At 38.3% G+C, this 21,339-nt stretch carries 14 protein-coding genes and 1 tRNA gene; 13 read left to right on the top strand and 2 right to left on the bottom strand.

From position 1 onward, the window contains the following. Window positions 1–157 precede the first annotated feature (157 nt). The 4 genes from DUT71_RS05515 to DUT71_RS05530 all read left to right on the top strand — a co-directional run bounded on the left by DUT71_RS05515 (window position 158) and on the right by DUT71_RS05530 (window position 10,721). Window positions 158–3,736: a T9SS type A sorting domain-containing protein gene (locus tag DUT71_RS05515; RefSeq protein ID WP_113661510.1), complete on the top strand. Its 3,579-nt coding sequence runs from the start codon at window positions 158–160 to the stop codon at window positions 3,734–3,736. A gap of 56 nt (window positions 3,737–3,792) precedes the next feature. Then, the gene (locus tag DUT71_RS05520) at window positions 3,793–4,962 is read left to right on the top strand and encodes a glycoside hydrolase family 88 protein (protein WP_113661511.1); all 1,170 of its coding nucleotides are present in this window, start codon (window positions 3,793–3,795) and stop codon (window positions 4,960–4,962) included. A gap of 107 nt (window positions 4,963–5,069) precedes the next feature. Next, window positions 5,070–6,485, top strand: a complete 1,416-nt coding sequence (locus tag DUT71_RS05525; RefSeq protein ID WP_113661512.1) for a sialate O-acetylesterase — start codon at window positions 5,070–5,072, stop codon at window positions 6,483–6,485. 204 nt (window positions 6,486–6,689) lie between these two features. Then, window positions 6,690–10,721 (top strand): hybrid sensor histidine kinase/response regulator transcription factor, encoded by a 4,032-nt coding sequence (locus DUT71_RS05530; protein WP_113661513.1) that lies wholly within the window; start codon window positions 6,690–6,692, stop codon window positions 10,719–10,721. 40 nt (window positions 10,722–10,761) lie between these two features. On the opposite strand, the gene DUT71_RS05535 is transcribed toward DUT71_RS05530, so the two are convergent. Both DUT71_RS05535 and DUT71_RS20170 read right to left on the bottom strand, forming a co-directional pair. Next, a complete protein-coding gene (locus DUT71_RS05535) occupies window positions 10,762–11,880 on the bottom strand; it encodes an aldose epimerase family protein (RefSeq protein WP_113661514.1) in 1,119 nt (372 codons plus the stop codon). 373 nt (window positions 11,881–12,253) lie between these two features. Further along, window positions 12,254–12,371, bottom strand: a tRNA-Arg gene (locus DUT71_RS20170). Window positions 12,372–12,373: 2 nt separating this feature from the next. Here DUT71_RS20170 and DUT71_RS05545 point away from each other — a divergent pair. The 9 genes from DUT71_RS05545 to DUT71_RS05590 all read left to right on the top strand — a co-directional run bounded on the left by DUT71_RS05545 (window position 12,374) and on the right by DUT71_RS05590 (window position 21,096). Beyond that, on the top strand, window positions 12,374–13,513 hold the full coding sequence (locus DUT71_RS05545) for a tyrosine-type recombinase/integrase (protein WP_162795950.1): 1,140 nt from the start codon (window positions 12,374–12,376) through the stop codon (window positions 13,511–13,513). A gap of 45 nt (window positions 13,514–13,558) precedes the next feature. Next, window positions 13,559–14,368: a hypothetical protein gene (locus DUT71_RS05550; RefSeq protein ID WP_113661516.1), complete on the top strand. Its 810-nt coding sequence runs from the start codon at window positions 13,559–13,561 to the stop codon at window positions 14,366–14,368. Between the two features lie 92 nt (window positions 14,369–14,460). Next, entirely contained in the window at window positions 14,461–14,922 is a 462-nt protein-coding gene (locus tag DUT71_RS05555) for a hypothetical protein (RefSeq protein WP_113661517.1), read from the top strand. Between the two features lie 602 nt (window positions 14,923–15,524). Continuing rightward, complete coding sequence (locus DUT71_RS05565) at window positions 15,525–17,405, top strand: DEAD/DEAH box helicase family protein (protein ID WP_113661519.1); 1,881 nt, start codon at window positions 15,525–15,527, stop codon at window positions 17,403–17,405. Between the two features lie 388 nt (window positions 17,406–17,793). Further along, entirely contained in the window at window positions 17,794–18,309 is a 516-nt protein-coding gene (locus DUT71_RS05570; RefSeq protein ID WP_113661520.1) for a hypothetical protein, read from the top strand. A 178-nt stretch (window positions 18,310–18,487) separates the two neighbouring features. Next, window positions 18,488–19,006, top strand: coding sequence for a hypothetical protein (locus tag DUT71_RS05575; protein WP_113661521.1), 519 nt, complete (start codon window positions 18,488–18,490; stop codon window positions 19,004–19,006). Window positions 19,007–19,327: 321 nt separating this feature from the next. Further along, window positions 19,328–19,762, top strand: coding sequence for a hypothetical protein (locus DUT71_RS05580; RefSeq protein ID WP_113661522.1), 435 nt, complete (start codon window positions 19,328–19,330; stop codon window positions 19,760–19,762). Window positions 19,763–19,785: 23 nt separating this feature from the next. Beyond that, window positions 19,786–20,508 (top strand): DUF4595 domain-containing protein, encoded by a 723-nt coding sequence (locus tag DUT71_RS05585; RefSeq protein ID WP_113661523.1) that lies wholly within the window; start codon window positions 19,786–19,788, stop codon window positions 20,506–20,508. A gap of 54 nt (window positions 20,509–20,562) precedes the next feature. Next, the gene (locus DUT71_RS05590) at window positions 20,563–21,096 is read left to right on the top strand and encodes a hypothetical protein (RefSeq protein WP_113661524.1); all 534 of its coding nucleotides are present in this window, start codon (window positions 20,563–20,565) and stop codon (window positions 21,094–21,096) included. Window positions 21,097–21,339: the final 243 nt, after the last annotated feature.

A 21,339-nucleotide genomic window follows, 5' to 3' on the forward strand; every position in this document is an offset into this window, starting at 1 on the left:
CACACATTTTTTAAACAAAAAATTAGCGGTGTTAAATAGTTTTCGTCGCCTTTCAAAACCCAAATAAGAATAATGTGCCGTATAGTTATGCCCTTATAAAAACGATCATACCTATTTGTAAATAGAACATATTTCAACCAATATAAACCAAATCAATATGAACAGAAATTATCTCTTATTTACTCTTTTGCTTTTTTTTATCGGCATAGATAGAAATTATGCCCAAAACACTATCACGCTTACCCCTAATATAAACGGCACAGAAGGAAACACGGTCTTTACCGATGCGTCTACGATAGTGATAAGCTCATCTGGCGCCGCCTCGTATTACAATAGCAATAGCAGCGACGACTGGAGTGTGGCCGCTACTACGATAACTCAATCGGGAGCATTGAACAAAACCTTCGACATTACTTGGGGTGGAATGGCCAGCGTGATAACTTCCGGAGGAGATAATTATGGAAAAATGCTTACTGCTGGGGGAATAGACAGATCTAGCTCAGGCCAGTTGGGTATACGCAATGGAACAAATGCTGGTATAGATCCAGGTGAAGGCTATTTTTTTGGGCTAAATCTAAGCAATTTAGCCGTTACCGCTGGTGTACAGATTACTAAAATATCTGTTGCTTACTTAAATGCAAGCAACGAAACAGGCATTATCGTTAACAGGAAGAACACTTCAAAACGTATCGTTTTTGGAAATGCTGGGGCACCGGGAATAAACTTTACGCTTTCCAGCGGTGCAGGAGACGTTGATGTTTCTTCATTGGGGCTATATATCGGTGGCGGAAGCGTTGATGACGAGATTGTATCCATATTCAACAACTCTGCGGTGGCCAGTGATTGGCGAATTACTAAAATTGAGCTAAAAGTACTTACAAATATTTTCAACGCTGCCGTAATTACAAACACTGCTCATCCAAGATTGTTACTAAAAGAAAATGAAGAAGCTGCTATACAAACACTTATTAGTCAATCTCCAGAATACCATTCGGTACACAGCTATATTATAGAACAGGCAAATACATTTTTAACGGCCCCTGTATTGGTATATAACCCAAACATCAGCAACAGAATTCTGGAAACATCAAGAGAAGCCATCACTCGTATATTTTACCTATCATACGCATTTAGGATGACAAACAATACCGCTTACCGGGTTAAGGCAGAAGAGGTAATCAACACTGTTTGCGACTTCCCTAATTGGGTAACCTATAGCTTAGATGTAGCCGAAATGTGCTTTGCAGTAAGCATAGGATACGATTGGCTCTATGACGGACTATCGACAGCCACCAAACAAAAAGCCAGAGAAAAGATACTCAACTACGCCTTTCTCACCCAAAAAACAGCTGCCTTTTGGGATTATACCTCCAATTGGAATTCTGTTTGTATTGGTGGCCTTACTATGGGCGCACTGGCCATTTTAGGTGATGGAACTACCCAAATGGATGATGAAGCCAAGTATATCATCAACCGTGTACTGATAAAAAATCCAAATGCGTTAAATGCTTACGCCAATGGAAATTATCCCGAAGGCCCCATGTACTGGAGTTATGGCACAACGTATCAAGTGTTGCTATTATCGGGGCTAGAGAAAATTTATGGCGTAAACCACGAAGGGATTAACCGTTTAATTTACACACCAGGTTTTTTAGAATCTGCGAAATTCATGCAATATGCTAGCGGAACTTCTTCACTGTTTTTTAATTACAGCGATGGAACGGACAAACGAGTTCCGCTGCCCGCCACAATGTGGATGGCTAAAAAGCTGAACAATCCTTCCATTCTTTCTATAGAGAAAGAACTGCTTGAAAATGGAAAGTATGCAAGCAATTACTCAGAGGATGCCAGGTTTTTGCCTCTAGCCCTTATCTACGGAAAAGATATTAGCATCACAAATTTAACGCCTCCCCTACAAAAACTGTGGTATGGCTATGGCGAACAGCCTGTGGCTATGGTACGTACCGATTGGCAGGGGCCCAATGGCAAATTCTTTGGTGTAAAAGGAGGCACACCTAACTATAGTCATGCCCATATGGATGGCGGAACTTTTGTCTATGATGCTCAAGGTTTACGTTGGGCAACAGATTTTGGAAAGGAAGACTACGAAGCAATAAAAGCTAACATAAGTCCACCCGGAGCACAAAATGATTTTTCACAAAATTCGAACAGATGGAATGTTTTCAGAACAAGCAACATTAGTCACAATACGCTATCCATCAAAAGAACAACAGAAAGCATCTGGCAACACCATAAAGTAAATGGAAAAGCAACCATTAGCGAAACTTACGACACCAATGCCAAAAGAGGTGCTAAAATAAACTTACTGAGCTTAATAGGCTTAAATAATGAGGTTGATGCTATTGATAGAAGCATTTATTTGGTAAACGGATCTTACTTAGAAATAAAAGACTACATAGATAATGGCGCCGAGGCGATAAATCTTTATTGGAATATGGCAACTACCGCCAACGTAACAGTTTTAAATGCTACTCAACTGAAGCTTACACAAGGTGGAAAAACAATCGTATTAGAAGTTGTCTGTTCAAACCCCGCAGTTACTTTCACTTTAGCAAGCAACAGGTCGGCAGACCCTGTGAGCTACTTCCCTTCGGCTACTTACGAAAGAAAAAACCCAAATGCCAGCATGGTTGGTTTTGAAGCAACTATTCCGGCAAACGAAGTGGTGACTTTTACGGTAACGCTAAAAGACGATGCTGTAGTCCCTCCTTCAACTACCGAGGCGGTAAATTACGTGCTACTAGAACTCCCCGCTCCTGTTACTGGACTAGAAGCCAACAACTTGTACTACGACACCTCTGAATTTCATGTAAATGAAGCAGGAGAAATAAATATTGGAGGAACTTCTACAGAATATGCCTGGAACGTTTACGGGAACACCAATTTCAGCGAAGTATTCGGCAAGAAATTTCTGTTTAGATGGTCGGGTATGGCCTCTACCAACTTAAGCTCTGGATCAAATTATGGTGCCATGCTTGCTCCTGCGGGTATAGACAGAAGTAGCATAGGAGAACTAGGGATACGTGGCCTAAATGGAGACATTAACATTAGTGCCAATGGTATTGATGTTAATGAAGGCTATCAAGTTGGTTTCGATGCATCTAAACTGCCTAGCAACTTTGTACTACAATTGGCAAAGGTTGGCTTAAGCTTAGTGAGCGGTAGTAAGAAAGGAATTATCGTGAACAGAACAGCAACTTCGAAAACAAAAACTTTTGGAGGTAGCAGCAGCTCGGGCGTAGACTATAAATTTCCTTCAAATGGTTTAGGTTTTGTAGATGTAGAAAACCTAGATATTAAAATACAAGGTGGCCATAGCAACTACAATTTAGCTTCGATTTTTAATATTGGTACCGGCACAGAAAATATAAGGATAAACAAATTTGTGTTTAAGATTGTACTGGATGAAACAACCCTTGCTTTACCCCTAACAAGCGAAGCTAATATCCTTAAAGAAATTGGAAAAGAATTAACCGTCTATCCCAATCCTTTCAAAGATCACATCACCCTTCAAAATATAGTAGATAGAAAAGAAAACATCCAGATCAAAGTTTTTTCGCTTTCTGGCCATTGTGTCTTTAACAACAGCTATCCATTAAATGCTAAAATAAATCAGGTAAAACTCGATCTACAAAAAGTCTCACCTGGCACTTACCTTATTCAAATTACTGATCGTACCGGCGTAGTAGCCACCAAAAAAATAATTAAACAATAAACATCCTATATCAAATCTAATTGCAGAAAAATATTTGCTATTACAAACAAAAAAACATGAATAAACTCAAATTAAGTCTACTATTAATTTCTTTAGCCGCTTTAAGCTGCAATTCAAAAACAGACACTCAGTTACGTTTAGACAAAAGTGAAAAACAACTTACCAATCTAAGAAACACTGCCATGGAAGCCAACAATATTCCAAGGAGTATTCACAAAGATGGTAAAGTACGCTGGATAGAAATACCTTATGACTGGACCGAAGGCTTTTGGCCAGGAACCTGTTGGATGATGTTTGAAAATACCAAGGATGAACAATGGAAACAAGCAGCAATAGCTTCTCAAAAAATCTACGAAGCGCACAAAAACTTAACCAACGATCATGACCTTGGCTTTATATTTAACAACTCTTACGGCAAAGCTTATCAAATTACCAAAGAGGAGCATTACAAGCAAGTATTAATTGATGCCGCTAACTCACTTATTACACGTTTTAATAAAAACACAGGTACCATACAAAGTTGGGATGTAGTGGGCAATTGGCAAGAGAAAAGAGGTTGGAAATTCCCTGTTATTATTGACAACCTAATGAATTTGGAAATGCTTTTTGAAGCAACCATGCTTACTGGCGATAGCACTTACCATCAAATTGCCGTTGAGCATGCCAACACAACCCTTCAAAATCATTTTAGACCTGATGGTAGCTCTTACCACGTGGTAGACTATGACCCGGTAACTGGGAAAGTGGTAAGTAAAGTAACTGCCCAAGGATATGCTGATGAAAGCGCTTGGTCGCGTGGACAAGCTTGGGGTTTGTATGGCTACACCATGTGTTATCGTTATACCAAAGACAAGAAATACCTCGATTTTGCACAAAAAATTGCCAACTTCATCCTTACTCATCCCAATTACCCGAAAGATGGTGTTCCTTATTGGGATTTTAATGCTCCCAAAATTCCAAATGAACCAAGAGATGCATCAGCTGGAGCGATCATAGCATCGGCATTAATAGAGTTAAGCAGCTATACAGATAAAAAATACTTAAAAAATGCCGAACACATTTTAAATTCGCTGGCATCAGACAGTTACACCGCAGCGTTAAACACCAACGGAAACTTCATATTAATGCATAGTGTGGGTAGTATTCCGCATGGCAATGAAATAGACGTACCCCTAAATTATGCCGATTATTACTATGTAGAAGCTTTGATGCGTATGAAAAAGTAGAATAATATTAACTGTGTCAATTTAAGTATAGCACTAACAGCTCAAATTTTCTGTACACTTTAACTCGCAACAAAAAACATATCCTATAAACATTCAAAAAAATAGTAATGAAAAAACAGATCATCAGCCTCTCAAACAAACCTTTACTTATCATGCTATGGTGTGGCATAAGCATATCTTGTTTCGCCCAAACTAAAGTGGCATCAGTATTCAACCATCACATGGTACTTCAACAAAATACGCAGGTGGCCATTTGGGGTATAGATAAACCAAATACAAAAATCACGGTATCGGCAAACTGGAATGAAAAACAAACCACCATTAGCGACAAAAATGGGCATTGGAAGTTACATATCAACACCATAAAAGCCGGCGGTCCATACACCTTAAAAGTTTCGGGCTCATCAAATGTTACATTAACTGATGTTTTATTGGGCGAAGTATGGTTATGTTCCGGACAATCTAATATGGAAATGCCAATAAATGGGTTTCCTGGCCAACCAGTAATAGGAAGCAACGAGATAATATTGAACAGCGATTACCCCCAGATGCGGCTTTTCACCGTTAAGAAGAACATGAGTAATAATCCTCTAGACAGCTGCACCGGTATATGGCAACCGGCCAACCCAGAAACGGCAGGCAACTTTAGTGCGGTAGCCTACCTGTACGGAAAAATACTACAAGCAAAATTAAAAGTGCCCGTAGGTATAATTTGCAGTAGTTTTGGAGGCACACGGGTAGAAGCATGGACAAAGAAAGATGTATTAGAGCAAATAAATTTCGAGTATAAAAAAAATCAAAACCCAACTGAAAAAATAGACAAGAATGATCCATCTGTATTATTTAACGCAATGATACACCCCCTTGTTCCATTTACCATTAAGGGGGCAATATGGTACCAGGGAGAAAGCAACATCAGTAACGCATCACAATATGAAGAAAGGTTTTCGGCAATGATAAACAGCTGGCGTAAAGATTGGCAAATTGGAGACTTTCCTTTTTATTTTACTCAGATAGCTCCATTTGAGTACGGCAACCAGGTTAATGCAGCTTATTTAAGAGAAGCACAGCTAAAAACCATGCAGCACACGGCCAACACGGGGATGGCTACTACCAGCGATATTGGAGAAAAGAATTGCATACACCCAGCTCAAAAAAAACAGGTTGCAGAACGTTTGGCCTACTGGGCACTTTCAAAAACTTACGGATTTAAGGGTTTCCTTTACAGCGGGCCAGTTTACAAATCCATAACAGTTAGGGGCAACAAGGTTGATGTTGAGTTTGACCACGCCCCTAACGGACTAACCAGCTTTGGCAAATCGTTAAATCAGTTTACCATTGCCGGCGCCGATCAAAAATTTCATCCAGCTAAGGCCGAAATAATCAAAGGTAAGCTCACTGTTTATAGCGAAAATGTGAGCGCTCCAGTTGCGGTACGCTATGGTTGGGAAAATTATACCGAAGGCACGCTCTTCAATTTGGGAGGTCTACCTGCATCGTCTTTTCGTACAGACAATTGGTAGCTTTTATTCATTTGTAAAGGTTAACACGAGCAAGCATATTGTGTCCATTAGTTATTAAAGTACAAGTCCTTTAGATAAACATTAGCGTAAAGATTTCAATTTCCATTACACTAATGTTTATCTCGCAAGTTTTTATATTTTTATGCAAATAAAGCCAATAGATAACCTTTTCACCTGATATAAACCTTCATAAGTTTACACTCAATGCTCAAGAGAATACTTTACATCATTGTTTTATTGTTTGCTGTAAACTATCTAAATGCCCAAACAAAAAATAATTTCCACGACGACCTTAAATTTCAGCATTTCACCTCTGCCAATGGCTTATCACAACGCTCAGTTATGGCCATCTTACAGGACAAAAAAGGGTATTTATGGTTTGGCACAAGAGATGGACTAAACAAATTTGACGGCAACAAGTTTATTGTTTACAGGCACAATTTAAGCGATCCTCAAAGTATCAGTAATAACAATGTTCATTGTATTTATGAAGATAGCTATGGCAATTTGTGGGTAGGCACTCAAAGTGGTCTAAACAAATACTCCGCTAAAACCGACGGATTTATCCGTTATAGAGATACTGCAAAGCAGTTTTCCATCAATGATCACATCGTTAGAGATATTATTCAAATTAGTGGCGAACTTTTATGGGCAGCAACAGATAATGGCATTATTCAAGTAAACATAAAAACTAATGAAATTAAACGGATAAAAAATCAGGGCAATAAACCAAACTCCTTAAGCAATAACAAAACCCGATATTTTCTAAAAAGCAAAGATGGCCATATTTGGATATGCAATATCAAATACATCGATATATACAACCCAAAGCAAAAGTCTTTTAAAAAGCTAAACTACCCCAATAATATCCACCTTAACGACCTACCTACACTGTACGTAGACAACAAAAACACCTTATGGTTGGGCCATGAGCAAGGTTTGGCATATTACGATACTGCCAGCAAAAGTTTCATAGACTATTTGTTCAAAGGCAAAAAAGCGGTAAGCACCGCCGTTAGAAGTTTATCGGAAGATTTACACGGCAACCTTTGGATAGGAAGCTATTCAGGGTTGTACATCCTAAATCACCAACGTACGGAACTAAAGCACGTGGTACACAACGAAAACAACGCTAACAGCTTAAGCCAAAATTCAATCTATAAAATTATTCGCGACTCGAGAGGCGATATGTGGCTGGGAACCTGGGCAAATGGGGTAAATTATTATAACAGAGATAACGAAGCCTTTAAAACCATTTCCTTTGGCAATACCAATAACAAACTAAATTACTGGGTAGTGAGCGGTATGGCCGAAGATGCAAAGGGTAACTTATGGATTGGTACAGAAGGCGGTGGTTTAAATTTTTACGACAATACAAGCAAGAAATTCACTTATTACAAAAACCAAGCTAACCAAAACAATAGTCTAAGTGCCAATAATGTAAAATCGGTAATTATAGATCGTAACCAAAATGTTTGGATAGGTATACATGACGGCGGCCTAAACTTTCTTAATCCCCATCAAAAACCTTATGTGTTTAAAACTATCGATTTTGAAAAAAATAATTCATCGCCCTTAAAGGAATATAAAGTTTTAACCTTACTAGAAGACAAAAATGGCGATATATGGATTGGCACACTTACCGGCGGACTTATATTTTACGATGTAAAAAATGAAAAGCTATCCCGGATAGATAAGGATATTAAAAGTGTAATGAGCATTGCACAGACTAAAAACCCTGATATTTTACTTATTGGTGGCGATAATGGTTTGGAAACTATCGACATCAAAACTAAAGTAAAAAAAAGACTGATACTGAAAGATAAAACCAACCCAAATGTAAACTGCATTTACATAGACGATAACAATAATTATTGGATTGGTACCGAGGGCGAGGGAATTTATGTGTACAACACCTCCAATAGAAAGGTTAAAAACTATGGAATTAATGAGGGCTTACCTAATGACATTATATATGGAATACTAGCTGATGACAAAAAAAACATTTGGATAAGCACAAATAATGGTATCAGCAGGTTAAATCCCCAGACTGGAAAAAATAAAAACTACAATCAATACGATGGTTTGCAGGGCAACGAATTCAATTATGGTTCCTTCCTAAAGAGTAAAGAGAATATATTGTTTTTTGGTGGTACCAATGGTATTACCTATTTCAACCCTAACGAAATTGGGAAAAACACCTTTCTACCAACCATTGATATTACCCACATCGAAGTCAATAATACCTCATACGCAAAAATCACAGATCCTTCCCTACCCATTATCTTAAGCTATAACGAAAATAATTTAAGTATAGATTTTACGGCATTGAGCTACATGCATCCTGAAAAAAATGAGTTTGCATATATATTGGAAGGCAATGATAAAGAATGGATTAACGCAGGAACGAGAAGAAGAGCCGTATATACCAACTTAAAAGCTGGAAACTATACCTTTAAAGTTAAAGGCAGTAACAACGAAGGTTTATGGAATGAAAAAGAAGCTTCTTTAAAAATTGAAATTAAATCTGCTCCTTGGCGTACTTGGCAGGCATATCTTATTTATCTAAGTATAGGTGCCGGCATTTTCCTATATATCAGAAAACTTATTTTGTTACGTCTAAAAGATCGAAAGGAAAAAGAAAAATTAAAGCAAATAAACCAGCTGCGTTTACAACTATTTACTGATATCTCTCATGATTTTCGAACCCCACTAACATTACTTATCGGACCATTAGAAAAAATGATCCAAGAAAACATAGGAGACGATTATATCAAGCATCAACACGAAATTATGCTGAAAAATGCCAAGATGCTCCTCGAATTGATTAATCAAATATTAGATTTTAGGAAAAGTGACGAAGGAAAGCTGTCTCTACAGGCATCGAAAGGTAATATTGTTGCTTTTACCGAAGAAGTTAAAAAATCATTTGATGCGCTGGCCGAAAAGAAAAGCATTAATTATAAACTAAATGCCAGCCAGCCAGCTATTGATGTTTGGTTTGATGAAGCTAAACTAAAAAACGTATTATTCAACTTACTCTCAAATGCATTTAAATTCAGTAATGATCATAGTTCGCTAACTATCAATATTTCTACAACAGCTAAAAAGATAAATGCCAGATTGATCAACTACGTTAAAATAACCATTACCAATTTTGGACATGTTATTCCGAAAGAACATATTCATTTAATTTTTGACCAGTTTTATCAGCTAGAACATGATCAGAAGAATTTAGGCTCTGGCATAGGACTTTCTTTAGCAAAACGCCTTGTAGAACTTCACAAGGGAATAATCTATGCAAAAAGCTCAGAAGACAAAGGGACAAGGTTTAGCGTATTACTTAGATTAGGGCACGAGCATCTGAATATTAACGAACAGGTATTTGAGACAAACGCGGCCACCAACACCCTTGGGCCAATTGTAACGCACTCAATAACAAATATAGAAACAGAAGAGCAAGAGCTCTTACCCGATGAGGAAAGACAAAGCTTATTAATTGTAGAAGACAACATTGATTTACAACATTTCATCAAAGAAATTTTCATCAAAAAATACAATGTTTTTGTAGCTAACGATGGCGAACAAGCTATTTCTATTGCCAACGAAAATACCATTGACCTTATCGTAAGTGATGTAGCAATGCCCGTTATGGATGGTTTTGAACTGTGCAACCATATCAAAACGACCTTGTTAACAAGCCACATTCCAATAATACTACTTACGGCGAAAACCTCGCCAACCCATCAGGAGCAGGGTTACCATATTGGTGCTGATGCATATATCACCAAACCTTTTAACGCCAAAATTTTAGAATTAAAGGTTCACAACCTGTTAGAAACCAGAGCAAACCTTATTCGAAAATTTAAAAAAGATGCCATATTAGAACCTAAAAAGCTAACGGTTACTTCACCAGATGAAGTGTTTCTAGCCCAGGCAATTGCAATCGTAGAGGAAAATATTAACAATTCTAACTTTAATGCAAGTGCGCTCATTACCGAAATGAACATGAGCCGCACAGTTATATTTACAAAACTGAAGGCACTTACAGGTCAAAACCTAAGTACTTTTATCAGAACAATACGATTAAAAAAAGCAGGCTTGTTGATCACCCAAACCTCAATGAATATATCGCAAATTGCTTATGAAGTTGGCTTTAATGATTTAAAGTATTTTAGGGAATGCTTTAAGGATTTCTTTAAAGAAACCCCTTCCGAGTATAAAAAAAATCATTAAACAAACTCCTTAAACCTAGTTGCATAATAATAACCAAACACTATTCTGCCACAGAAAACTTATATACAGAACTTGTACGGTAAATTTCTCCTGGCTTTAATACCGTAGACGGGAAATTAGCATGGTTCGGGCTATCAGGAAAATGCTGCGTTTCTAAACAAAATCCAGTTCTAAAATAGTCGAAACCTGTACGTAGTTTATTTTTACTTTGCATAAAATTGCCCGAATAAAACTGCAAACCAGGCTCGGTTGTATAAATATCCATCTTTATACCAGTCTTATCTCCTATTACCGATGCAACTACCCCGTTGGTTTTATTAAGCACATAATTATGATCGTAGCCTTTACCATAACCTAATTGCTCATCAGCAACATTTATTTCTTTCCCTATAGCCTTAAAAGTCCTAAAATCAAAAGGTGTTGCACTTACCTTTTCTAGCTGTCCAGTTGGTATCAATAGGCTATCTACTGGCGTATAATCCTCTGCATTAATGAGCAATCTGTGGTTTAATATAGTTCCAGAACCGTTCAAATTAAAAAACGCATGATTTGTTAAATTAATAATGGTTGTTTTATCAGTTGTGGCTTCGTAGTCCATTTTGAGCTCACCATGGTTGGTTAACGTATAAGTCACTTTCACTTTCAAGTTACCAGGAAAACCATTATCCCCATCAGGCGAATGTAAAGTACATACTATACTACTATCAGAGTTTTTTTCCAATTCCCATTTTTGATACTGAAAGCCTGTTTTTCCTCCATGCAATGTATTAGGTCCATTATTAATAGTCAATTGATATCCGGTTCCGTCCAAACTAAATTTCCCTTCAGCAATACGGTTACCGTATCTACCTATGGTAGCCCCAAAATAAGGCTCAGTAGCTTTATCATAATCCTTTGGATCGTCAAAACCCAACACTACATCAACTAATTCCCCATTTTTATCGGGTACTGATAAACTGGTAAGCCTTGCACCATTACTGACAAAAATGGCTTTCATGCCAAGCTTATTTTCTAATACCACCTCGTTTATGTTATTTTTTTCTTCGTTATCACTACATCCTAAAAAGAGGAATAGAACGTAAAAAACAAATGATAACTTGTAAAATAAAAATCTATATCCTTTAGTTATTTGCTTAGAAAAGTGATGAATATACTTCATAATATTTGTGCTTAAATTGTTTTTGATGGCCTACTAATTTTAAACACAAATAAAAACGAATGCTAAGGTTTTAGAGGGGTAATAATGTCTTTTTAAAGGGGATAAATTACCTAGAGATAAATAAAACACACTATTGAACCATACAAATAAACCATTTGAATAATTTAACTTGAATGGCCAAATTCAACGCTTCAAGCTCAGAAAAAAAGTGTTCAAAGACAATCTTCTAGTCCCCTGCAATTGAAAGAACCTTCACAAGAAATACTTTGAACAAGCCTGACAGTATCGAAAACAGTGATTTTTAAATAAAAATTGGACTTTGAATTGTTCAAAGTCCAATTTTTTGCCCTTAGAAGGGTTAGTTTGAATGTACCCCCAATAGGATTCGAACCTATGACCTACGGTTTAGAAAACCGGTGCTCATGCGGGCAGAATAGCATTTAAAGCCGTATTTTAGGGTTTGGCGTTTGATAGCGCGCCAACAGAGCGCCAAATGCACACTGACTTAAAGATTAAACTACCAAAGAACGAAAACGGAAGAGCCTACATTGAATTCTATTTTAATGGCAAAAGAATAAGAGAATACACAGGAAGAAGTATTGGCTTGCCGATAGAACCTAACAAAGCCAAAAGCAACGAAAAAAGGCTAGAGCTATTAATGGAGCTGAAATCTGCATTAAGTATCCATATCAAACAAGGCAAATATCCTTTAGAACCCGAAAAACTACCTAGAGTTTCTGAAACTGTCAAAGAGGTCGGCTACCCTGTCGAAGAAAGCCTACGACGAGCAATTGCCAATAAAGAAAAACTAAAGTTAAGTAAGAGGTATATGAGCGACCTGAAAGAAATACAGCTTCAGTTCACTAGTTTTCTAAATGAAGACGAAAAGCGATTACCTTTTAAAGACTTAAGGCTAGAGCGGATAGAGGAATTTCTAACTAAGTTTTCATCTTCATCCACCTACTACATGAAAAAGAGAAGTGATCTATCGATCTTAGTGACTACTGCTGCAAAGATCAACAATTGCAGGAGCATCGCTAGAGATACGCAAACCATGAAAGGCAAAGCCACGCTACACAAGGCGTATGAAAAATCAGCAATGCGAAAACTTCTCTCCTACCTTAAAACTAGGGACAAACAACTGCATTTGTGTTGCCTATTCACTTACGGATGTTGGTTAAGACCACATGTAGAAGTGTTATCACTAAGAAAAGGGCATTTTAAATCCGATTATACTGAAATCCACTTATCCGGAGGAGAGAATAAAAGTGGCAAAGTAAGAGTGGTTTATGTTCCGGAATATATAAGAGCAATTATAAAACCGCTAGCTGATGGCTTGAGTGATAATGAAAACATATTCAGTGGATCATCTGCTAACCTAAATCGTTTCTTCTTTACAACAAAATGGAAACGTCTGCGAGCTGAACTATTGTTTAAAAAGCTCTTGGAACCAGACCAAACTATATACTCGTTTCGTCACACAGCAGCAGTTGAGGTTTACAAGAAAACTAAAGATATATATCTACTTCAACGACTAATGGGACATAGTTCAATAACGGTTACGCAAAAGTATCTCAGAAGTTTAGGTCAGTTTGATATTCAGGAGCTAATGAACCATAGCCCTACTCTCTAAGCAAATTGATATCTTTACGGCGGAGTAGAAAATGCTCCGTCTATTATGTACGACACCATTCTAACACCTGACTTTACCAAACTTTCAAACTATTTTACTTTAACCGAACAGGAACAGATTGAATTTAACAAATTTGGAGGCGTTCCGGCTTGGTTGGATTATCAAACGGAAGACAGCTTTAAACTGATCGAAGAACGGTTTAAGGCGGTTTGCTCTCAATATGGCGTCGAAGAACATTTTAATGAGCTGTTTTACCTGCTGATCAAGAAGAACGAGGATATTCGGGTTAGGTACGATGCATACTGGAACAATTACAACGACAACCTCACCACCAGAGAGGTAGCCAAGTTTTTGTTAGCTTATAAAGAGGCAGATGGAAAAACACACCTATCACTTTCTATCAAACCGAATAATGGTGCCACAGCTTCGATAAAAGATAACCAAATCGTCAGGTGGATGTGTGGTGCTATAGTTGAAAAGTTGGAAAAGGGAGATTATACATTTGATGTATTTGGCGAGAAGTTAGCCCATGATCTGTTCGGAACTATTGAGCCTAACGCTCCGTTAGATTTGCAAAAGCTGAGGGCTGCCGCTTCCACAAGTCCAAGAAAGCCAACGGTAAGGATAAACAGGCTTTTGGTCGAATTATGCCGCTACCTACAGGATTTTTTAATTGCACATACCATACTTACGATGCCCAAGGAGAAGCTGCTCACTGATGCGCAAGCCAACTTCTTTTTCGATACACTAGAGGCGTTAGGCTATCTCGATAATGATACTATCCAATCGGATCCAAAAGACTACATGTGGGCGCTGTTCAATAACTATGTAAACTACTACAAATCAAGGCAATAATTTAATTTCTCACTATCACTTTTGTATTGCCTCTTGAGTTTTAGAGTTACGCAATATTTGCATCATTATCCTCTAATGGATACAGCAAATACATGTCTTTATATAAACTAAGAGCTCTATATGAGCAGCTAAAAGCAGGTGAAAAACGCCACTTCTGCCCACGTCCGGGCATCTACAAAGTAATCAGCACTTACAAAGGTCAATGCTACGAAAAGCCTGCAATGATGGCCAAATGTCATTGGCGTACAACGTTCGCAGATGAATATAACACTGCTTTTATACGTTCAATTCAGTTGGAGAGCTTTAAGATAAATGCCACCGAAGAGCAACTTAAGCTTTTAAACAGTCAAGAATTGGAAGGTAGGGAAATTGACGTCTTTGCGGTGGAATTGACAGGAAAAGGCTTAGTTGTAAGTTGGAAGTTTGTAGAGCAGAAGACCAACTTGGATGAACTTAACAAACGCCTATCTTCTGGAACATTGGGCAGCTTCGACCTAAAGCAGCTAGACAATTTTGATTTAAGCGATAGTGAAGAATTCTTCGAGGACGTGTAACCATCACAAAAGGCTGTGGGGGTACCGCCCCCACATTTAACAAATCCTGATTTTCATTTTTTAATTCGTAATGGCAAGACTTTACCAATTGTCTTTCCCTTTGCGGTTCAAGAGCATTATATATGTCATCAATTGACTTAGCAACATTATACGGTGTTTATAACCAGCGGAAGGTAGATGGTAGAAGCGACCTGTGCCCCAGACGGGGTGTCTATAGAATAAAAAGAGTTGAGCCGCTCGGTTGGGCTTGTAGAAAGCCAGCTACGATTGCTATTTGCCAATGGAAACCTAGCTTGTCTGATCCGTTTCATCCTGACTTTGAAGTCGGCATACAGATACAGTCCCTAAGACTTAATTGTAGTGCCGAACAGTTTTTGTTATTGTGCGATGCTGATTTGGTTAGAATGGAGATAAATATCACCTACGCTTCATATGATAAACTACAAAAGCACTTCCTTGTCAGATGGGCTTTTGTTTAGTCGTAATTAATTGATTTTAAAGGTTATAAAAGAAAATTAAAACACTGTTGAGCTATTGCCTTCCGCACCTCAAAAGAGGGAGAATTTTGCATTCAAGGGACAGATAAAATACCCTTTTGCAAGATGAAAAAGTACAATACATATAATGAGATTGATGTTACAATGAACCAGTTGTTTGGCGATATATTTCCAGATGGCATCCCGAACAATTCATACATCGACAAAACGAAAACTGCACTTGGGCTTACCTACTCAGAATTTTATGCTAAGCGGAACAGTATCATTATTGTTCCCACTAAGCAAATCATAACGGACAAGGTGCAATCATATGCCGCTTTGAACCCTTTTGAACTACATGGTGAGAGTAAAAAAGGGGATGATGACCTTAAAGCTTATTTGAAGGATAGTAAGATCAAGGATAAAAAAATTGTGACTACACCCGACAGTTTTGGAAGGCTAATTAAGGTGGCTAAGGATGAAAATATGTTAGATGAACTACTGGACAACTATTTCTGCCTTTTTGATGAGGTTCATTGTCTCGTAAGTGAGCGTTATCGGGGGCAGATACTTACACCATTGAAATGGTTTTGGAAGTTTAAAAATAAGGCGGTAGGATCAGCGACCCCATATCACTTTAGTGATCCTAACTTTCACAAATTGGACTATTTCAAGTTGATGTTTAATGAGACTTTCGGTACAATAACATTGGTAGAACACGATGATGTAGTGGAAGCGTTAGCATTTCTCCTATCAGACCTCAGCAAATTCGAGGGTAACATACATATATTCCTAAATTCTGTGGAGCTGATCAATAGGGTAATCAACAAAGCTTGTCTCAAAGGAAAAGATATTATAGCTGTTTTCTGCGCAGATGAGGATAGGAATTCTAATGCACTTGGGGATAATATGGAATACTTTAGGAAAGCACCCAAGACTGGTAACTATGCTAAGGTAAACTTTTATAGCAGCAAGTATAATGAGGGTTGGGATTTAGTCGACGATGAGAAATGTACTTTTGTACTAGCAACTGACGTGGGTTATAAGCATTCTCTATCACCTGTGCAATTCAAAGGTTTTCAAGCGGTTGGCAGGTTGAGGTCTGCTGAGAAGGCTAACGGTCGTCCAAAGCCTATCAGACCACATGCAATATATCACATCACAAATACAATACCCGTTACAAAACAACAAGTGCTAAAGGACTTTGAAACGGTTGAAAAAGAATGGTACTTTGAAGCTAATGAGCATATTGCTCACTATAACACATTTAGAGGAAAACTCAAAGAGGACGGTATAGATAGTAAAGGTTTGGTTGAGAAGTTGGCTGATCAATTTGCGGATGTTGCAAGTGGAATCGCCGCAGTTCTACCGACCAAAGTTGATCAACACGTGTATGGAGAGTACTATGTTCAACATTACTATAATGCTGAGTTGATTAAAAAAGCTTGGGAGGATATGAATTACGATGTCGAAATTAAAAAACTACCTGAGGATATCGAAGTACGAGGTGAGAGTCGTAGAGAGGTAAATAAGCGTATCATTGAGATGTTGGAGTTGACCAAGGAAAGTGCTGAGTATGATGAGCGATTAACAGAAGGTTACTTTAGAAAGTTAAGCATGACCCATAAGAAACTTTTTCTGTCATATCACGGTTTAGGGGCTAAAAAACTGGCTGAACTAGAATACGATGATTATAAAATGGATAAGGCAAGGATTTCACTATCAAACGAAAAGAAGTTTAGGCAAGTCGAATCAGAACTATTGAAAGAGTTGGAATATAATCAAAAATATGCCAAACCATATCTCAAAGAGCTGCTTCAAGGAAAATATGAGAAGCACTTCTTGTATGATAGCAGAATGCAAATAAAGAACGCTAAAGTAGAGCAAATGAAAGAGCACATGAGCATTGTTTATGCTCAAAAGGGCAAGACTGCTTACAAAGGGAAGCAAGTTCCAGCTATCATAATTTTAGATACTAGGGCTATTACTAATCCGTCCAATAACTAGCTTCCAAGTTTCTGCAAACAAGCTGTTATTATATATTAATAAAGTAGATATTGCAAGTTTTTGGAAGCTAAGTTCAGCTTTTAAAAATGCAGAATGCAAAGTAATGTATAATGGAATCGACATGGGAGTATCGCTTCGAGGTATTTTCTGACTTCTTAAAAGCTAAACATTTCACTCTGCAATACCCATAAGAATAGTGCCCAACTTGAAAATTCGAAATTGCACCCCCTCCCTTAATTTGTTTGAAATTGAATCAGATATATGTAGTCGGCTTACTTCAATTCCAGATCAAAATAAAATGTGTGAAATGCTGTGATAGGTAGTTCTGACATAACCCCCTGACTGGCTTGCGATAAAAAGCGAATTGATTTACCTAAGACCTACAGAAATGAACAATACTGATTTTAAAAAGCATCCTTTTGAACATCTTAAGCTTATAAAAGAGATGAATGCCATTGAAGCGCAATGGCAGAGCAAACGCAAATCCTACAAGAACTACTACCGTGCTTCCAAAGGGGCGATGGAAAGGCAAAAGCTTGTCAACAAGACCGTTGAAACACTTTACCATATTGCTGTACCAAAGATTAAACAGATGTTTTCCAAGCTGTCAAAGTACAATCGGATTGCGGTTGAAATGAACCTAAAGGAGCATCCATTAAATGTTGATGAGCTTTATTCGATCTGCTTTTCGACTTTCTTTTTCGATTTAAGCTGCAACGTTGAAAACCAATATTGCATCACATACAGGTTCAATAACTGCCCAATAGAAGCCGATATACGTGCGCTGATGCACCGACTTTCGCTGACATATTACTGCATTGAAGATGCAAAAACGATTGATTACAGCGAGGGATTTAAACGCATTCTGCAAGTGCAGCCCGAACGGTTTATCACTTTACTTTAGCACTTTCTTTCGTACTAAGTTTGGCTTTTAAAGCAGAAAGTACGGGCATCAATAACAAATGGACGCTGTTTGAAAAATCTCCAATATCCACCTACCTCTTTATAAGCTTAACAATCTTTCAATTCCAGGCACCTCAATTAGGGTGCTTTTTTTATTTACAATCAAATCCAGTTTAACCATGGTAACAAAGACCAAGAAACAGCCAAAGGCACAACAACCCAAGACAAATTATGTGATGCTTACACCTGAACTACAGCACAACAACGATGCTGTGATGAAAGCCTACACCAAGATCGTGCAGAAGGCAACCGAACTGATGAAAAAGTTCGAGCTCAGCAAGTACAGAACCTACGTGGAGGTAGACCACACCAAAAATCCACAGAATGCGCAGTACGTTGCCGAATTCGTCTGCCACTTCTGGAACATTACCTTATCCAACAGTAAGGAGGGAAAATCCTACATCTTCATCAATTACGACTCTGCTTTCATTGAAAAGTTTGGGAGCAATTTGACCAACCAACTACTTAGGGAAGCCTACAGGGTGACAAATTCTGAAGATGGAACGATAGGCATTGAATATGCCTTAAGGGTGCAGTTCACGGACTATGATGTACACAACTATTTCTACAGGCTTACGTTCGAGGGAGAAACCGACATCATCAGCATTGGATGTGCGGAAAGACCAGTCGAGGCATAAAAATTTGGGCGTAGCAATGCGCCCATTTCCCTTAACTTTATATCTTTGCGTTTAAACCAATAAATAAAGCGGTAGATATAGATTACATATAATTAAGATATAAGCGTTAGCTATTTGTTCTTGTAACTGGAAACCTGAGAAATTTCAAAAGTGCAACAAGGAACAGATAAGAGTTAACGTTCCATGCTATAAGCGTGGGGCGTAACCTTTTCTGTTGCACGAGCTTCTCAGGGCTCCCAGTTCAGATTATGGTTATTGTCCTGCGCTTATTGTGTTTATAGACGTGCAGATTAGGGACAGTCGGCATTATCTAAATTTAAAATGAAAGTTATCCTTACAGTTTTGCTGGCGACATTCCTAGCCGCAAACAATCCCAACGCGAGCATTCCTCGTACCACAACTAATTTGAAGCTTGCCCCTACAGTTTATTCCGGCAACTGTACCCTTTATAAGCTAACACTTGTCAAACCTAACAAGAAAAAGTATACGCCAGTTAAGACTGCATTCGCAAAGGTGGTAATCGATAAATCATCCAAAAGGTTTACTTTCTTCTTTGATGGCAAACAGGTTGGCAGTTGGTCAAGTTTTGACAGCTATGTAGATAATCAACAAGGTGGTGAAGGCTTTACAATGGATTATGAGTGGTCTGCCCACAGATTTACAGCTGAAAGAACTTTCAATATCTACAATTCGGGCAGGTCTTATGGTGGCGAACTTGGCTACGAATATGAGATAACCAACTACAAGGTCAATTAAAAGCAAATAACAATTTAATCAATATGAAAAAATCAATCTTAACGCTCTCGGCAGCTATGCTGCTGATCGTAGCATCATGTTCAAAGAACAACGAAAACCCTACAGAAGAAACAAAGACCTGTAGGCAGACAGAGGCAAGGTTTAATGATGGAACCGTTTTCCAGTACACCTACGATGATAAGGGACGGGTGGTAACGTGGAAGCAGATTTGGAACGGTGGAAGTACAGAAACCATCACCTATCAGTATTCAGCCAATGAAATCATTGAAACTGAAAAAGGCGATTATAACAATGTAACCAAGCACACGCTTGACGCTTCGGGCAGGATAACGGCTTCCGGAACTACTACCTACACCTATGATGCCAATGGTTACCTACTTAAGATCAAGGATGGTTCGACAACGACAGATTTTGTCTACACCAATGGGAACATCACTTCAATCAACGATGGCTACAGTACCTATAACATTACCTACGGTGCGGATACCTACAGTGGTAGTTTCTTCCGTTACAATACCAATGATACATTTCCGGAAGAATTGGAGACACCTTTGTTCAGCTATTATGGTAAACGTTCGAAAGCACTGCCAACCAAATCAACTGTAACCCGTGGAGGAAACGAAACAACGGAAACTTTCACTTACGAGAAAGATGCGAACGGCAATATCACAAAGTTTGTAAACGGCATCAAACAGGGTGCTAATACACAAATCAATACAGCGCAGTATACTTACAGCTGTAATTAATTAATTTAATGGCTTAGGGGTTGCTCTAGGCCATTTTCATCTTAACTTAGTGCTATGGATTTTAATGTAGAAAGTCTTCCGTATCTGTTGCATGTAGAATATACAGGCGGCTGGACATGTAAAAGCAAAGGTGTATTCATTGATCCAGATGGTATCGAGTACAGGTACGAAGATACTAACGGTTGGAAGTCGTTCTACGAGGAAAACTTTAACAACTTAAATGATGCGATAGACATTGATGCAGAGACCTATTTTGACAACATTCAAGAGGTCATAAGACCTGATGCATTATTCCACAACCTAAGCCTTTGTAGGATAAAGAGATCTTCCAAGGGTCGATATACAAACAACAACTTGGCTATTTCTGAGGAGATGATTGGCGATCTGATGAACTGTAAGGTCGTTTATAAAAGTGATTTCGTAATCCATGATGCTCCCACAAAGACCTTTTCGCTGCTGGTTTATGATGGCAAAAACGGATGCTATAAAGATGTGTTTCTAAGCTCGACTGGCTCTCGAAATGTACAAAACAGCAGCGTTTATACCGATAGCTTAGTGGCTAAACTTGCGATACATCGGTTGAGCTGACAACTTTCATAAATGTAAGAATGATAAGTATCTGGGGTTTCCCAGATACTTCAATTACTACTTATTGCCCTTATCTGTAGACGGCTTCGGTAGTATTTGGTCTGATTTCTCTCGACGCACCGGACTTGGTGGTGGCGGCGGAGGTGTTTGATTATTACTCATTTATTTATAGTTATTTAGGTGACTTTGATGGACGAGGGTGTTGAGTAGTTGATGGCATGTTTCGCTGTTTTCTAACTGGAC

The sequence above is a fragment of the Pedobacter nanyangensis genome (assembly GCF_003313505.1).
Lineage (GTDB): Bacteria > Bacteroidota > Bacteroidia > Sphingobacteriales > Sphingobacteriaceae > Pedobacter > Pedobacter nanyangensis.

Excerpts from the sequence above, each read along its gene's own strand:
- DUT71_RS05545 (WP_162795950.1), top strand. The coding sequence starts at position 12,374 with ATGCACACTGACTTAAAGATTAAACTACCAAAGAACGAAAACGGAAGA.
- DUT71_RS05525 (WP_113661512.1), top strand. The coding sequence starts at position 5,070 with ATGAAAAAACAGATCATCAGCCTCTCAAACAAACCTTTACTTATCATG.
- DUT71_RS05520 (WP_113661511.1), top strand. The coding sequence starts at position 3,793 with ATGAATAAACTCAAATTAAGTCTACTATTAATTTCTTTAGCCGCTTTA.
- DUT71_RS05590 (WP_113661524.1), top strand. The coding sequence starts at position 20,563 with ATGGATTTTAATGTAGAAAGTCTTCCGTATCTGTTGCATGTAGAATAT.
- DUT71_RS05555 (WP_113661517.1), top strand. The coding sequence starts at position 14,461 with ATGTCTTTATATAAACTAAGAGCTCTATATGAGCAGCTAAAAGCAGGT.
- DUT71_RS05550 (WP_113661516.1), top strand. The coding sequence starts at position 13,559 with ATGTACGACACCATTCTAACACCTGACTTTACCAAACTTTCAAACTAT.
- DUT71_RS05580 (WP_113661522.1), top strand. The coding sequence starts at position 19,328 with ATGAAAGTTATCCTTACAGTTTTGCTGGCGACATTCCTAGCCGCAAAC.
- DUT71_RS05575 (WP_113661521.1), top strand. The coding sequence starts at position 18,488 with ATGGTAACAAAGACCAAGAAACAGCCAAAGGCACAACAACCCAAGACA.
- DUT71_RS05585 (WP_113661523.1), top strand. The coding sequence starts at position 19,786 with ATGAAAAAATCAATCTTAACGCTCTCGGCAGCTATGCTGCTGATCGTA.
- DUT71_RS05565 (WP_113661519.1), top strand. The coding sequence starts at position 15,525 with ATGAAAAAGTACAATACATATAATGAGATTGATGTTACAATGAACCAG.
- DUT71_RS05570 (WP_113661520.1), top strand. The coding sequence starts at position 17,794 with ATGAACAATACTGATTTTAAAAAGCATCCTTTTGAACATCTTAAGCTT.
- DUT71_RS05530 (WP_113661513.1), top strand. The coding sequence starts at position 6,690 with ATGCTCAAGAGAATACTTTACATCATTGTTTTATTGTTTGCTGTAAAC.
- DUT71_RS05515 (WP_113661510.1), top strand. The coding sequence starts at position 158 with ATGAACAGAAATTATCTCTTATTTACTCTTTTGCTTTTTTTTATCGGC.
- DUT71_RS05535 (WP_113661514.1), bottom strand. The coding sequence starts at position 11,880 with ATGAAGTATATTCATCACTTTTCTAAGCAAATAACTAAAGGATATAGA.